At 66.2% G+C, this 13,484-nt stretch carries 16 protein-coding genes; all 16 read left to right on the top strand.

What is annotated here, in order from left to right:
• Positions 1-136: 136 nt before the first annotated feature.
• Positions 137-1,246 carry a tetratricopeptide repeat protein gene (locus tag ACR9ZH_RS17735; protein WP_481292085.1) on the top strand — a complete coding sequence of 370 codons (1,110 nt, stop codon included), beginning with the start codon at positions 137-139 and terminating at the stop codon, positions 1,244-1,246.
• Between the two features lie 69 nt (positions 1,247-1,315).
• Entirely contained in the window at positions 1,316-1,582 is a 267-nt protein-coding gene (locus tag ACR9ZH_RS17730; protein WP_481292084.1) for a flagellar biosynthetic protein FliQ, read from the top strand.
• A 15-nt stretch (positions 1,583-1,597) separates the two neighbouring features.
• Positions 1,598-2,335, top strand: coding sequence for a flagellar biosynthetic protein FliR (locus ACR9ZH_RS17725; protein ID WP_481292083.1), 738 nt, complete (start codon positions 1,598-1,600; stop codon positions 2,333-2,335).
• Positions 2,332-3,399, top strand: a complete 1,068-nt coding sequence (locus tag ACR9ZH_RS17720) for an EscU/YscU/HrcU family type III secretion system export apparatus switch protein (protein ID WP_481292082.1) — start codon at positions 2,332-2,334, stop codon at positions 3,397-3,399. The genes ACR9ZH_RS17725 and ACR9ZH_RS17720 overlap by 4 nt, the downstream gene beginning before the upstream one ends.
• Complete coding sequence (locus tag ACR9ZH_RS17715; RefSeq protein WP_481292081.1) at positions 3,396-5,474, top strand: flagellar biosynthesis protein FlhA; 2,079 nt, start codon at positions 3,396-3,398, stop codon at positions 5,472-5,474. The genes ACR9ZH_RS17720 and ACR9ZH_RS17715 overlap by 4 nt, the downstream gene beginning before the upstream one ends.
• The gene (locus ACR9ZH_RS17710) at positions 5,467-6,174 is read left to right on the top strand and encodes a flagellar hook-basal body protein (RefSeq protein ID WP_481292080.1); all 708 of its coding nucleotides are present in this window, start codon (positions 5,467-5,469) and stop codon (positions 6,172-6,174) included. The genes ACR9ZH_RS17715 and ACR9ZH_RS17710 overlap by 8 nt, the downstream gene beginning before the upstream one ends.
• 4 nt (positions 6,175-6,178) lie before the next feature.
• Complete coding sequence (locus tag ACR9ZH_RS17705) at positions 6,179-6,949, top strand: flagellar hook-basal body protein (RefSeq protein WP_481292079.1); 771 nt, start codon at positions 6,179-6,181, stop codon at positions 6,947-6,949.
• A 4-nt stretch (positions 6,950-6,953) separates the two neighbouring features.
• Entirely contained in the window at positions 6,954-7,538 is a 585-nt protein-coding gene (locus tag ACR9ZH_RS17700; protein WP_481292078.1) for a flagellar basal body L-ring protein FlgH, read from the top strand.
• Complete coding sequence (locus ACR9ZH_RS17695; RefSeq protein WP_481292077.1) at positions 7,520-8,665, top strand: flagellar basal body P-ring protein FlgI; 1,146 nt, start codon at positions 7,520-7,522, stop codon at positions 8,663-8,665. The genes ACR9ZH_RS17700 and ACR9ZH_RS17695 overlap by 19 nt, the downstream gene beginning before the upstream one ends.
• 11 nt (positions 8,666-8,676) lie before the next feature.
• The gene (locus ACR9ZH_RS17690) at positions 8,677-9,030 is read left to right on the top strand and encodes a flagellar basal body rod protein FlgB (RefSeq protein ID WP_481292076.1); all 354 of its coding nucleotides are present in this window, start codon (positions 8,677-8,679) and stop codon (positions 9,028-9,030) included.
• A 2-nt stretch (positions 9,031-9,032) separates the two neighbouring features.
• Positions 9,033-9,479, top strand: coding sequence for a flagellar basal body rod protein FlgC (locus ACR9ZH_RS17685; RefSeq protein ID WP_481292075.1), 447 nt, complete (start codon positions 9,033-9,035; stop codon positions 9,477-9,479).
• Positions 9,476-9,775 carry a flagellar hook-basal body complex protein FliE gene (fliE, locus tag ACR9ZH_RS17680; RefSeq protein WP_481292074.1) on the top strand — a complete coding sequence of 100 codons (300 nt, stop codon included), beginning with the start codon at positions 9,476-9,478 and terminating at the stop codon, positions 9,773-9,775. The genes ACR9ZH_RS17685 and fliE overlap by 4 nt, the downstream gene beginning before the upstream one ends.
• 1 nt (position 9,776) lies before the next feature.
• Complete coding sequence (gene fliF / locus ACR9ZH_RS17675; RefSeq protein WP_481292073.1) at positions 9,777-11,180, top strand: flagellar basal-body MS-ring/collar protein FliF; 1,404 nt, start codon at positions 9,777-9,779, stop codon at positions 11,178-11,180.
• A 37-nt stretch (positions 11,181-11,217) separates the two neighbouring features.
• Positions 11,218-11,568: a hypothetical protein gene (locus tag ACR9ZH_RS17670; protein ID WP_481292072.1), complete on the top strand. Its 351-nt coding sequence runs from the start codon at positions 11,218-11,220 to the stop codon at positions 11,566-11,568.
• The gene (locus tag ACR9ZH_RS17665) at positions 11,565-12,239 is read left to right on the top strand and encodes a FliH/SctL family protein (protein WP_481292071.1); all 675 of its coding nucleotides are present in this window, start codon (positions 11,565-11,567) and stop codon (positions 12,237-12,239) included. The genes ACR9ZH_RS17670 and ACR9ZH_RS17665 overlap by 4 nt, the downstream gene beginning before the upstream one ends.
• The coding region (locus ACR9ZH_RS17660) for a FliI/YscN family ATPase (protein WP_481292070.1) at positions 12,236-13,484 on the top strand (1,249 nt) is incomplete at its 3' end. The genes ACR9ZH_RS17665 and ACR9ZH_RS17660, both read left to right, overlap by 4 nt.

Genomic DNA, 13,484 nt, shown 5'->3' with positions numbered 1-13,484 from the left:
GTATACGCAGCCGCCTAAACCGGAGGATGGCTGGGTCGCAAGTTTTTGCGTCAAGAATGTGACCGTTCGGGACTAGATAACACACAGTCTTGCGATGTACCGTTCGCGCCGGGGAATCATTCCAGGGACATCCGCCGTGCAGACGCTGCCTTCCGACGCGCCAAGCTCACACCGACTGCGGGCGCTATCGTCACAGGATCCGGGCAACCGAAGCCTGACACTCGCCCTGGCTGCAGCGCTGTACGAAGAGGGTGACTATCCTGGCAGCGATGCTCTCTTGGAAACGCTGCCCGGCGCATCGGAGGCCAGGCACCTCCGGGGGCTTGTCGCTCTCTCGCTCTCACGGTTCGCCGAAGCGGCGGCATGTTTTTCTGCGTTGCTTCGCGACAATTCCGACCCGGTTATTCGCTACAACCTTGCGTATGCCACGGGCATGCTGGGCAGCTACGAGGAAGCATTGGCTTGGCTGGAAGACGATGTCTGCCGGGCAGTCGCACCGGCCATGGCGCTTCGCCTGCGCCTGTTGCACCGGCTTGGCCGCTTTGACGAAGCCGTGGCGTTGGGAAAGAGCCATCTGGCACAGCAGGATGACCCCCATCTGCGCGGCGTCATGTCGATGATCCTGTTCGACCAGGGCGATCTCGTAGCCGCGGGCAGGGAATCCGCGCAGGCGTTGGAGTCGGCCGAAGGTGCCACCACCGCCGGTCTGCTCGCCCTTGAGCAAGGCGACACCGTGCGCGCTTCCCGACTGTTCGATAGCGCGGTAGCCCGGAATCCAGGGAGCGGGCGGGCGTTCCTGGGGCGTGGTCTCGCCTTGACCGCCGACGGCGCTTTCGCCGAGGCAGCAAAGGTCCTGGAGGCCGCAGCGGACATGCTGCGCGACCACTCGGGCGCGTGGGTCACGGCGGGCTGGGCACGATTGATGGAAGGCGAGGCGGATGTCGCCGAGGCAGACTTCCGCAAGGCAATGGCGATGGATCCCGGCTTCTCCGAAGCATCGGGCGGTCTCGCGATGGTGCTGCTGCACAAAGGGCAGCACGCCGAAGCAGATCATTATGCGCGCGTCGCATTGCGACTCGACCCCGGGAGCCTTTCGGGCCAGTTCGTACGCAGCCTTCTCACCGCGTCGGCCGGCAACGCCGACACCGCGCAGGAAGACATGCAGCGCCTGCTGGCGCAACCATTGGGCGGGCGCGGTCCCGCGCTGGGTAGCGTGCTGGCTCGCCGTCATCAACGTGCAACATGAAATTTCAGATACGGTTGCAATCCGGCGTTGACGCTGTGCTACGCTGAATCGGTAAGGGGAATCCAACGTATGTCCGCAGACCAGGCACTCCAGCTGATGTCTCAGCTGTTGTGGACAAGCTTTCTTATTTCCGGGCCCATCCTGGGCGCGACGTTGCTTGTCGGTCTGTTGATCAGCGCACTGCAGGTGGTTACGCAGATCCAGGAAACCAGTCTCAGTTACGTGCCGAAGCTCGCCGTCGCCGCGATCGTCATCGTCGTGTCTGCGTCATGGATGCTCGGGAGAGTTACCGGCTTCGCCGCCGGCCTGTTCAAGTCGATCGCGAACATGAACTGACGGAAGGCACGCCTCATGGAAGAATCGCTCGTGACAGGGACTTTGCTGCTCTCGCTCCGTCTGGGGCCTTTGCTCACCCTCGCTCCCCCCTTTGCTCAATTGCGCGTGCCCTTGCGCATTCGGGTCGTTCTCGTGCTGGCATTGGCCGCATCGCTGGCCACCATCGTTCCGGTGGCGCAGGTGGGGTCTCTGATCGTGGCGTCGGCCAGCGAACTGTTCCTGGGCATGTTGCTCGCGTTCGGATTCCAGGCAGGGTTCGCCGGCCTCGATTTCGCCGGCCGCGCGCTGGACATCCAGGCCGGCTACGGTCTCGCGCTGGTCATCGACCCGGCCACGAGCAGTCAGGCCCCGCTGTTCGGGACCTTGCTCTCGCTCATTGCGAGCCTCGTGTTCTTCCTCGCGAACGGACACCTCGACCTGATCCGCGTACTCGGTACGCTGACGCGGATGCTGCCGCCTGGCAGCCCGTTGATGCCGATCCTGCCGGCCAAGCTGATGGCCTTCCTCGGCGGCAGTGTGCTGATCGGCGTAGGTGCCGTCGCGGCTCCGATGCTTGCGCTGTTTCTCGTTGACGTGGTCATTGCCTATCTCTCGCGGGCCTTGCCGCAGATCAATGCATTGCTGCTCGGACTGCAGGTGAAGACGATGGTGACCCTGGTGGTGACCTCGGTCGCCATCGGACTGGCTGGTCCCGTCATCCTGCGCCTGATTCGTCGCTCGATTGAATTCGTACCATCGCTGGTGGCCCCGTGAGCGACAGCGAACTCAATAAATCCGAGGACGCCAGCCCATACAAGCTGGAGCAGGCCCGCAAGAAAGGCCTCGTCGCACGCAGCCCGGAGCTCGGCCTCGTTTTCGGGGTGGTGTGCTGCACGGGCTATCTGTGGGCCCACGGCGGAGAACTAGGTGAGCGGATCGCACGGATTGCGGCGCGAAGCTTTGCCGAGGCCGGATCGTTGAACGCGGGGGGCGGAGCCGTCCTGGCCTGGTCCGGTTCGCTGTTTTCCGCCGGGTTCTCGGCCGTGCTTCCGCTTGTGGGAGCGATCGTCCTTGGGACCCTGGTGGCCAGCCTGGCCCAGGTCGGTTTTCTCTTCGCGCCGTCGGCGCTCAAGGCCGACCTGAACCGGCTCAACCCGATGGCGGGATTCAAGCGTGTGTTCTCGGTGCAAGTGCTGATCGAGGCGGCGAAAACCTTCCTGAAGGTGATGGTATACGGCTGGCTTACCGTACATGTCGCCCGAAGCCTCATTGCCACGCTGGCCGAGTCGGATACCCCCGTTTCGCAGCTTCCCGGCCTGCTCATGCACGGCGCCATGCGCCTGCTTTTCTTCCTCGCAGGCGCGGCATTCGTGCTCGCCGCCGTCGATCAAGTTGTGGTTCGCCGGATGTTCGCCCGCAAGATGCGGATGAGCAAGCACGAGGTGAAACAGGAGTACCGGCAACGCGAAGGGGACCCGCGCATCAAGCGGCGCCGCAAGCAGTTGCAACGCGAACTGCTCAAGCGTTCGCGCAGCATGCGTGGCATCCGCAGCGCGGACCTGGTGGTCGCCAACCCTACGCATGTCGTGGTCGGCCTGCGCTATGAACCCGGCCGCATGACCGCACCCACGGTGGTGGCGAAGGGCGCCGGCGAGTTTGCCCTGCGTCTGCGCAAACTCGCCTTTATCTACGGAATACCCGTGCTCGAGTCGAAGGCCTTTGCGCGCGAGCTGTTCCGGACCGCTGAACTCGGTGCGGAGATTCCTGCACCGATGTACCGCACGGCGGCTTCCCTCTACATGCACCTGCGCCGGAGCTCGGGGAGGGCATCGGCATGAAGGCGATCCTGGAAGCCCTGCGCCGCCAGTCGGACCTGGCACTCGTATTTGCTGTCCTAGGCATCCTCCTGATCCTGTTCACGCGCATTCCCGCGGTGATGCTGGACATGCTGATCATCGTGAACTTCGCCTTCGCGTTGACCGTACTGCTGCTTACGTTCTACGTGGAACGCCCCGTGGATTTTTCCACCTTCCCGTCGTTGCTGCTCATCGCGACGCTGTTCCGGCTGTCGCTCAACATCGCGGCCACGCGGCTGATCATGACGGGCGCCGACGCCGGCCAGGTGATCGGCGCCATCGGCGAGTTCACCGTACGCGGCAATTTCGTCATCGGCCTCATCGTGTTCTTCATCCTCGTCGTGGTGCAGTACGTGGTGGTGACGGCCGGTGCGCAGCGCGTTTCCGAGGTCGCCGCGCGTTTCGTGCTCGATGCCATGCCTGGCCAGCAGATGAGCATCGATGCCGATCTCAACATGGGGCTGATCGACCAGGACGAAGCGAAGCTGCGGCGCAAGGCGCTGGAGAAGGAGGCGGGCTTCTACGGTTCGATGGATGGCGCCAGCAAGTTCGTGAAGGGCGACGCGATCGCCGGCATCATCATCCTGCTCATCGACATTCTCGGCGGCTGGGCTGTCGGCGTGGCACAGATGGGCATGTCGTGGCGCGACGCGATGCATACCTTCACGATGCTGACGATCGGCGACGGCATCGTGACCCAGATCCCGGCCCTGGTCATCTCCGTGGCCACCGGCATCATCGTCACCCGCTCTTCCTCCGACAGCCAGCTGAGCGGGGAGGCCGGGCGGCAGTTGCTTCGCTTCCCGCGCATTCAATGGGTCGTGGCCGCGTCGCTCATTGGCCTGCTGCTCCTGCCAGGCATGCCCCGCTGGCCGATCCTGCCGCTCGCACTGGCCATGGTGGGCGGCTTCTTCATGGCGCGCGCCCGTCGCCGCCAGTCCGCAGGCGTTGCGGACGGGGACGCAGCCGATACACAGAAAGCGGCGACGGATGAACTGGCCCCGCCCCCGCCCATCGAAGTGCTTTTCGGTGCATCGCTCACGCAGGCCTGGGCCTCGATGCAGGATGTACTTGCCGAGCGTGTCGCAACGTTCCGCAAGCAGCAGTCCACCGAGATGGGCTTCATCGTGCCACCTGTGGTGTTTCGCGACGGCGTGGGCATACCTGCCAACGAATACCGGGTGCAGCTCTTCGGCGACCGCTACGCCCAGGCCACGATCGAACCCTCGCGCACGCTGGCCATCCGCGCGTCGGATCAGGTGCGGCGGTTACCGGACCCGGAGATCCGCGATCCCGCCTTCGGTCTTCCGGCCGTATGGGTGGACAACGAGCAGGCGGCGGCAGCACGTGCTGCCGGTTATACGCCCGTGGACGCGCTGACCGTTCTGGTCACCCACGTTACCGAGGTCATCAAGGGGCACTGCGCGCAGTTGCTTTCGCGCCAGGGAGTCGTGGCACTGCTGGATGGCGTGCGCGCACGGCAGCCGGGACTCGTCGAGGAGCTGGTGCCGGCGGTCCTGTCCATGAGCGACGTGCAGTCGGTGTTCCAGGGATTGCTCGACGAGCACGTACCCATCCGCAACGTGGATCTCATCGTCGAAACGCTCGCCGATGCGGGACGTCACGAGAAGGACCCGTCCCGCCTCTGCGAAGCGGTACGGCAGAAGCTGGGCCACACCATCTGCCGCCAGCTCGTCGGCGAGAAGGATTCGCTGCCGGTACTCACGCTGGATCCTTCCCTCGAATCGTCCATCCTGCAGAACATCCAGGGTGCCGACGGAGCGGGTGGTTTCGTCATCGATCCACGTGTCGCCGAAGCTTTCCTCGGCCGGCTGCTTTCGTACATGGACGGCATGATGCGGAAGAATCTCTCGCCGGTGCTGCTCTGTCGTGCGGAAATCCGGCGGCCGTTGCGCACGTTCACCCGACGCACGGCGCCGCGCCTCTCGGTGCTTTCGATGAACGAAGTACCGCACACGATTACCCTGAGTTCCTTCGCCACGGTCACCGTGGAAAACCCTTCCGTCAACCCGCAGAGGACTGCCGTACATGGATGACCTGATGTCCACCGCCCGCGTGCTCATGGCGCAGGAAACGCGGCGTGTGGAGACCTCGGCCCACAACATCGCGAACGCGTCCACGCCTGGTTTCAAAAGCGAAGTCGCCTTTCAGGAGCTGCTGCCCGACGCCGCCGTCTCCGGCGCGGAGCCAGCGGCGGCCGTTCGCCTGGCCACCGACTTCCACGCCGGCAAGCTCGTGCACACGGGCAATGCTTACGACCTGGCCATCGAGGGCGACGGTTTCTTCGCCGTCAGTGCGCCCAGCGGCACCACCTACACTCGCACCGGCGCCTTCCACCGCGACGAAAGCGGTCGCCTGGTGACGGCGCAGGGTTGGCCTGTGCAGAACGACGCCGGGGGCGACGTGACGCTCAGTGGCGGTCCATGGAAGGTCGACGGGGATGGCACGGTGATCGACGACGGCATGCCCGTGGCAACGTTGGGCGTGTTTACCGCCGCCGATCCCTCCAGCCTGCAACGTACGCCGGACGGGCTCTTCACCGGCGGCGGCTTGAGCGCCGCCACCGGACCGGATGCGCGCGTGCGCCAGGGGTTCGTCGAGTCATCGAACGTGGTGGTGGGCGACGACATGGTGCGCGTGATGGCGGCGATGCGGCGCGTGGAAAGCGGCCAGAAGCTGGTGCAGGCCTACGACGACATGATTGGCAACGTCCTTCAACGCATGGGAGACATGTAAGCGCATGAACGGAGTCTTCTACATCGGTGCCACCGGGCTCGACGCACAACAGACCGCGGTCGACATCGTGGCCAATAACGTGACGAACATGAACACCAACGCCTACAAGCGCTCCACGGTGTCATTCTCCGAGATGCTCGTCGATCCCGGTCAGGCGGCAACGCGGCGCGGCGATGCCGGGGCTGGCCTCGCTGGCGTGAGCGTCACTTCCAGCCTGCGCGATTTCACGCCGGCGGAGCTGCATCCGACAGGCAACGCGATGGACGTCGCGATCCGTGGCCCCGGCTTCATACCGCTCGCGCGCTCCGGCGAAGGCCATACCACCCTATGGCGCGGCGGCACCCTGCACGTCGATACCGACGGGTACCTCGCTGCTCCGGACGGTACGCCCCTCGAAGCCATGATCTCCGTGCCACGGGACGTCACGGCCATCACGATTCTTCCGACAGGCGAGGTGCAGGCTCAGGTCCCCGGACAGGCTGACGCGCTTTCGATCGGCCAGATCGACGTGGTAACGGTGGACGACCCGTCGCAACTCGTCGCCAGGGGTAATGGCACCTATGGTCTGGACGATGGCAGCACGACGCTGTCCAGCAGCAAGCCGGGCGAGGACAACAGTTCCACGCTCGCCCAGGGCTACGGCGAGGCGTCGAACGTACAGCTGTCCGACGAGTTGGTGAATCTCATGGTGTACCAGCGCGCCTACGCAGCCAACGCGCGCCTCGTGCAGGTCGGCGACGAGCTCATGTCCATCGCCAACGGCCTGAAGCGCTGACCGCATGGCGACGCTTCGCACGCTACTGTCTCTTGCCTTCGCTGGATGGGCGGCAGCCTCCGGTGCGCGGGCCGACGACCTGTACCACCCGGACCGCTACCAGAGCCTGATCTCGGATCGCCGCGCCTCGCACGTGGGCGATATCCTCACCATCCTGGTGTACGAGAACTCCACGGCGAGCAGCAGCGCGGACACATCCACCAGTACGACCACCGGCATCCAGGGATCGGTGACGACCATGGCCGATACGCGGCACGCACCCGAGGTACAGCTCGGCGACAACTACGGCGGCAAGGGACAGGTGCAGCGGGAAGGGCGTCTGCTCGCCCAGCTCAGCACCACCGTCGTGCAGGTGTGGCCGAACGGAGACCTGAGCGTGTCCGGCGAGCAGGCAATCAACGTGAACGGCGAGCGCACGCGTATCCGCCTGGGCGGTCGCGTGCGACGTGCCGACATTTCCACGTCGAATACCGTGCTTTCGAACCGCCTGGCCGACGCCACCATCGATTACGTCGGCGACGGCTTCGTCACCGACCGGACCAAGCCGGGGCTGATCCCCCGGATACTTGCATGGCTGGGGCTCTGGTGATGCGCTCGCTTTCCGCTCTTGTCGCCATTGCGCTGGCGATCGCTCTTCCCACGAGCGTTGCGGCCGCCGACGCGCCTGTGCCCGTGCGCCTGAAGGACCTCGGCCGTTTCCTCGGAGCGCGCGACAACCTACTCGTCGGTTATGGCGTCGTGACCGGCTTGTCCGGTTCCGGCGACACGCCGCGCAATACCGCCACGCGCCAGGCGATGGCCAACCTGCTGTCCCGTTTCGACCTCACCTTGCCGCCGGAAGACATCCAGAGCCGCAACGTGGCGATGGTGATGGTGACAGCCACCTTGCCGCCATCAGCGAGCGTCGGCGATAAGCTGGACATCAATGTCACCTCTACCGGCGACGCACGCAGCCTCGCCGGTGGCACGCTGGTGATGGCTGAATTGCGTGGTCCCGATCACGAGGTATACGCGCTGGCACAGGGCCCGGTCACGGTTGGCGGCTACCGCTTCGACGCCAACGGCAACCTGCGCCAGAAGAACCATCCCACCACCGGCGTCGTTTCGGACGGCGCCATTGTCGAGACCGGCGTCCAGGCCGACCTCCTGGGCCGCGACGGCTTCCTCCGCTTCGTCTTGAAGGATGCGGACGCGATCACGGCGGACCGCATCGCCACCGAGATCAACCGGGGGCTCGGAACGCATGTCGCCGACGCGCTCAACGCGGAGACCGTGCGCATCCGTCCGATCGACGGCACCTCGCAGACCAATGCCTTGGTAGCGCGGATCCAGGCACTCGCGGTGGTGCCCGACCAGGTGTCACGCGTGGTCATCAACGAACGCAACGGTACGGTCACCGCGGGGGGCGATCTGCGCATCTCGCCGGTAGCCATTTCGCACGGCGATATCCGCATCGCCGTGGACACACAGTACAGCGCGTCGCAGCCGGAACTCATCGGCCGGGCGGGCAATGGCATCCGCAGCATCGTGATTGGCAACAGCGACCTCCGGGTCGACGAACCGGGGCAGCAGGTGGCCGGGACGTTCCGCCAGACCACCGTGGGCGACCTCGTGCTCGCTCTGTCCAAGTCCAACATCAGCACCCGCGACGTCATCGCCATCCTGCAGTCGATCAAGGCCGCGGGTGCGCTGCACGCCGACATCGTGGTCCAGTAAAGGAGAACGCCATGAGCATCGATGTGATCCCCGCCCTGGCCGCGAAGGCCCTGGACGGACTCTGGGCCCGCCAGGCCGCGACGGCGCAGAACGTCGCCAATGCGGGGGCGGAAAACTACCTGCCGGTGCGGGTCAGCTTCGAGCAGGAACTGCGCGAGGCCTGGCACGCTGCGGAGGACACGGGCAGTGCGCAGGCCGTGACGGGCCTCGCGCCGCGCGTGACCGTCGATACCGCGATCGGCACGGGTACGGTGCGCCTCGACCACGAGATCGCCACGGCATCGGAAACCAGCGCGCGCTATGCCTTGCTTGCCGGGATGCTCGGGCGGCTCGGCGAACTCAATGACATGGCAGCGAAGGGCTGAGCATGAGCGAAACCATTTTTGCGATTTCCCGCTCTGGTATGGACGTGGAACGCGAGCGCATGCAGGTGATCGCCCAGAACCTCGCGAACGCGGGCGCCGCGGGCACCACGTTCACGCCGATGCGCATGGTCAGTGGCCCCGCGATGACGTCGTCGTTCGGCCGCCTCCTCGACGATGGCCAGACCGTGGCCGCGCACAGCACCATGCCTGGATTTGCAGGTACCCAGGTCTATGGCCTCGAGCCCTATGACGGCGAACCGCGCAAGGTGCACGAACCGGGCAACCCAAAGGCCGACGCGCAAGGCTTCGTGACCTATCCGGGCGTGGACCATGCCGGCGAGATGACCCTGATGGTGCAGACCGTTCGTGTCTACGAAGCCAATGTGGTGATGTACAACGCGGGACGCTCGATGTTCATGCGTGCCCTCGACATCGGAGGCAAGTCGTGAACGTTCCGCCGGTCGAAAGTATCGAGGCGCCGCTGGTGCTTCCGGACATCAATCCCGCAGCCTCGCCGGCCGAGCAGGGCGGCTTCGCCGCCATGCTCGGGGAAGGCGTCGCGAGCGTGGAGCGGCGCATCCGCGTCGCTGAGGATGGCGTCGCGCAGTTCGCCACCGGCGCGGATATTCCGCCGCACCAGGTCATGCTGGCACTGGAGGACGCGCGGATGTCGTTGCAGTTCGCCTTGCAGGTACGGAGCCGCCTGGTGGAAGGGTTCCAGGAACTGATGCGGATGCAGCTCTGACATGAACATGCCTCTCTCCACGTTCCCCACCGCGGTTCCGTCGCACCGGCGGCAGTGGCTTTATGCCGGGTTAGGAACGCTGTTGATCGGAACGATCGCTCTGGCTGCCTATTTCGTCGCCAGGCCGGGTTACCAGGTGCTGTTCAGCAACCTCAAGCCGCGCGATGCATCGGCCGTGGTCGCAGAATTGGACAAGCAGAAGATCCCCTATCGCCTCGACGAGGGCAGTGGTGCCATCCTCGTTCCCGAAGACGACGCAAGGGCGGCACGCGTGAAGCTGCTGAGCGGCGACCTCAAGCTGTCCAGCGTGGTGGGCCTGGAGCTGTTCAACAACTCCGACCTCGGGCTCACCGATTTCGCGCAGAAGGTGAACTACCAGCGAGCCCTGCAGGGCGAACTTGCCCGCACGATCATGACGCTCGACGAGGTCGAACTCGCGCGTGTCCACCTCACCTTGCCGGAAGCGACGATCTTCCGCCGCGAGCAGACCTCGCCGAAGGCATCGGTGGCCGTGTTCGTGCGTGACGGCGAGATCCTCACGCCAGCCACCATTCTTGGCATCCAGCGCCTCGTCGCGGCCTCGGTTCCCGAGATGAAACCCTCGGACGTCACGATTCTCGACAGTCGCGGCGCATCCTCCGACGCGGCGCTACCGGTGGACGTGGACGATCCGCGCTTCGCGCTTCGCCAGGCCATCGAAGACCGCCTCGAGCGCAAGGTCAGCGATGTGCTGGCGGCGGTGCCCGGTGCCGGTCGTGCCACCGTCCGCGTCACGGCCGACATCGATTACGATCAGTCGCGAATCACCCGCGAGACGGACGCCGGCGGTACACATGACGGCCCCGCAGCGGCAGCGGTGGAAACCCAGACTCACACCGCACTGCCTCCCTTGCCGCCAGGAGGCGTTGCTTCGCAAACCGGGGGCGAGATCCATACGCCTGGCCACCGCACGATCGAGCAGATCGTCGGTGCTCCTGGCGCGATCCGGCGGTTGTCGGTCGGCGTCGTCCTTGCCGGCGACACCACCCCCGGGCAGCGCGAGAATCTCCGCGCGGTGATCTCCGCCGCGATCGGGCTCGATACCAAGCGGGGCGACGTGCTGACCATCGCGCCGTTCGCCGTGGCGCCGCCTCGTCCCGCGGCTCCCGAAGCGCGGCCAACTCCCGCTGCGGCGCGCGTGCCGCCCGTACCGGCGGTATCGCCCTCGGGCGACGGCGCGGCCACCTGGATGCTCGCGGCCGCCGCCGCGGTCGTGGTAGCGCTGGGCTCGACCGCGCTTGCGCTGTTCCGGCGTCGGCGTGCTCCCGTGCATCCGGCCCGCCTGTCCACCGACGAACGGAACGCGCTCGCCGCACGTCTCCGTGTCCTCCTCGAGCAGGAGGCGGGCGATCATGCGGGACGCTGATCCTCGCCGCTTGCGACGCGCCGTCGCGCAGCTCGCCATGTGCACCGACGAAGACGTCGAGTGGATCATGGGCACGCTCGCGCCCGCCCAGCGGGAACGATTGGCCGCCCTCGTCGAAGCAGACGCGGCGGCACCGCTTCCTGACGACGACGTGGATCGCCGTGCGGAAGCGTTCCTGCACGGCGTCGATGGGCCGCTTGCATCCCGCTTCCGGCTCGCCATGGATAGGGAGGGAGGCGACGGCCGCCTTACCGTGCGGACGCGTGAGGCGCTTGCCGCGGCCGCGCGCGACGTGGTGGCGCAACTTGCGCTACCCAACCGTCCTGTCGCCACCCAGCGCGGTGTTCACGGCTTCCTGGCGCGCTTGCGCGGGAGAGCTCGCCGATGACCCTGGTCAAGGCCAGTCGTGTTTCCGTGCTCGGTCGGAGCGTTCGCCTGGGTGTGGATGGGGAGACGCCCCCGCTCCTCGCGGAGGAGCACGTTCCGGCGCCGGAGGTTTCGCGTCTGAGCGAGCTGGAACAGGAACTGCGCGATGCGCTGGAACGCGTGCGGGAACTTGAACGGTCTGCCGGCGAACGCGAAAGCGAAGCGCTCGAACGCGGAAGGGCCGAAGGCGAACAGGCCGCCTTGGCCCGCTTCGAAAAAGACTGGAGCGCGCAGCAGACGGCTTTCCTTGAAGCATTGGCGACTTGCGTCGCCCAGGTCGATCGCCGCTTCGCCGATCTGGAAGCCTTCGCGCTCGACCTCGCGGAGACGGCACTGGCACAGATCGTCGGAGACACGGCGCGGCGTCAGGAAGTGATGGCAGCTACGATCGCGCATCATCTTGGTGCGCTCGGGATGGACACCGTCGTCGCCATCCATGTCTCGGCGGAGGACGTGCCGGATGCGGGAAGCATGGCAGACCGGCTGCCTCCCGCGGTGTCCTCGCGGATTCGCATCGCTGACGACCTCGCTACCGGCGCCTGCCGGGTCGATCTCCTCGCCGGGTCCCTCAACCTTGGCCTCGGCGAACAGGCCGCGCGTCTTGCCGAGACGATGGAGCGACTGCGTTCATGACCTCGGGAGGCCTCTTCCTGCGCGATGACTGGCGCCGCGCCCTGGCTTCGGTGGAAACGGTGCGTGCGGGCGGCCGCGTTCGGCGCATCACGCCCACCCATATCGAAGCCGACGGTCCACTGGCGGCCCTGGGTGCCATATGCCGGATCGGCGCATCGCTATTGGCCGAAATCAGCGGCGTGGGCGTCTCCGGCGTGACGCTGATGCCGTACGGAAGCGTGGAAAGCGTGCGCGTCGGCGACCGTGTCGAACGGATGGGGCACGAGACGGCCATCGGCACCGGCGACGGGGTGCTCGGAAGGGTACTGGATGCGTTGGGGCGGCCGATCGACGGCAAGGCCGCGCCCGATACCGGCGACGTCACCTGGCCCCTCATGGGCGTGCCCTCGCCGCCGTTGGATCGAGTCACGCCAAACCAGCCGCTGGAGACCGGCGTGCGCGCGATCGACGCGCTGCTTACCCTCGGTCGTGGTCAACGCGTGGGCATTTTCGCGGGCAGTGGCGTGGGCAAATCCACGTTGCTCGCCAGCCTGTGCAGGCACATGCGCGCCGACGTCCTCGTGCTTTGCCTCGTGGGCGAGAGAGGGCGCGAGGCTCAGGATTTCTGGTCGCACGCGCTCGACGAGCCTGCCCGGGCCCGTGCCGTGATGGTGGTGTCCACCTCCGACGAGCCCGCGGTGATGCGCGCTCGCGGCGTGCACGCGGCGCTGGCGCATGCGGAGCACTTCCGTTCGCGTGGCAAGCATGTGCTACTGCTGATCGATTCCATGACCCGCTACGCGCATGCTCTGCGTGAGATCGGCCTTGCGTCCGGCGAGCCGCCCGCCGTCCGGGCCTATACCCCGGGCGTGTTCGCCGCATTACCGAAGATCGTGGAACGTTGCGGTGCTCTCGCGAGCGGCGGCGCGATCACCGCGGTCATGACCGTGCTCACCGAAACCGACGATGTGGACGATCCCATGGCGGAATCGCTGCGGGCGCTTCTCGACGGACATATCGTCCTCAGTCGCGCACTCGCTGAGCAGGGGCATTACCCGGCGATCGACGTGCCGCGCAGTATCAGCCGAGTATTCCGCCAGGTGAACGATGAGGCGGGGCGTGCGCTCGCTACCGAAGCCATTGCGCAACTTTCGGCCTACGAGTCGTCCCGGACGCTGGTCGAGTCAGGCCTCTATGTCGCAGGTAGCCAGCCGGCGCTGGATCGTGCGCTTGCGCGCCGCGCGGGTCTCGTCGCCTTCCTTCGCC

Source organism: Luteibacter sp. SVR4-7G (assembly GCF_056755555.1).
This window is presented reverse-complemented; position numbering and strand designations above follow the sequence as displayed.

Excerpts from the sequence above, each read along its gene's own strand:
- ACR9ZH_RS17730 (WP_481292084.1), top strand. The coding sequence starts at position 1,316 with ATGTCCGCAGACCAGGCACTCCAGCTGATGTCTCAGCTGTTGTGGACA.
- ACR9ZH_RS17725 (WP_481292083.1), top strand. The coding sequence starts at position 1,598 with ATGGAAGAATCGCTCGTGACAGGGACTTTGCTGCTCTCGCTCCGTCTG.
- ACR9ZH_RS17715 (WP_481292081.1), top strand. The coding sequence starts at position 3,396 with ATGAAGGCGATCCTGGAAGCCCTGCGCCGCCAGTCGGACCTGGCACTC.
- ACR9ZH_RS17710 (WP_481292080.1), top strand. The coding sequence starts at position 5,467 with ATGGATGACCTGATGTCCACCGCCCGCGTGCTCATGGCGCAGGAAACG.
- ACR9ZH_RS17705 (WP_481292079.1), top strand. The coding sequence starts at position 6,179 with ATGAACGGAGTCTTCTACATCGGTGCCACCGGGCTCGACGCACAACAG.
- ACR9ZH_RS17700 (WP_481292078.1), top strand. The coding sequence starts at position 6,954 with ATGGCGACGCTTCGCACGCTACTGTCTCTTGCCTTCGCTGGATGGGCG.
- ACR9ZH_RS17695 (WP_481292077.1), top strand. The coding sequence starts at position 7,520 with ATGGCTGGGGCTCTGGTGATGCGCTCGCTTTCCGCTCTTGTCGCCATT.
- ACR9ZH_RS17690 (WP_481292076.1), top strand. The coding sequence starts at position 8,677 with ATGAGCATCGATGTGATCCCCGCCCTGGCCGCGAAGGCCCTGGACGGA.
- ACR9ZH_RS17685 (WP_481292075.1), top strand. The coding sequence starts at position 9,033 with ATGAGCGAAACCATTTTTGCGATTTCCCGCTCTGGTATGGACGTGGAA.
- fliF (WP_481292073.1), top strand. The coding sequence starts at position 9,777 with ATGAACATGCCTCTCTCCACGTTCCCCACCGCGGTTCCGTCGCACCGG.
- ACR9ZH_RS17670 (WP_481292072.1), top strand. The coding sequence starts at position 11,218 with ATGTGCACCGACGAAGACGTCGAGTGGATCATGGGCACGCTCGCGCCC.
- ACR9ZH_RS17665 (WP_481292071.1), top strand. The coding sequence starts at position 11,565 with ATGACCCTGGTCAAGGCCAGTCGTGTTTCCGTGCTCGGTCGGAGCGTT.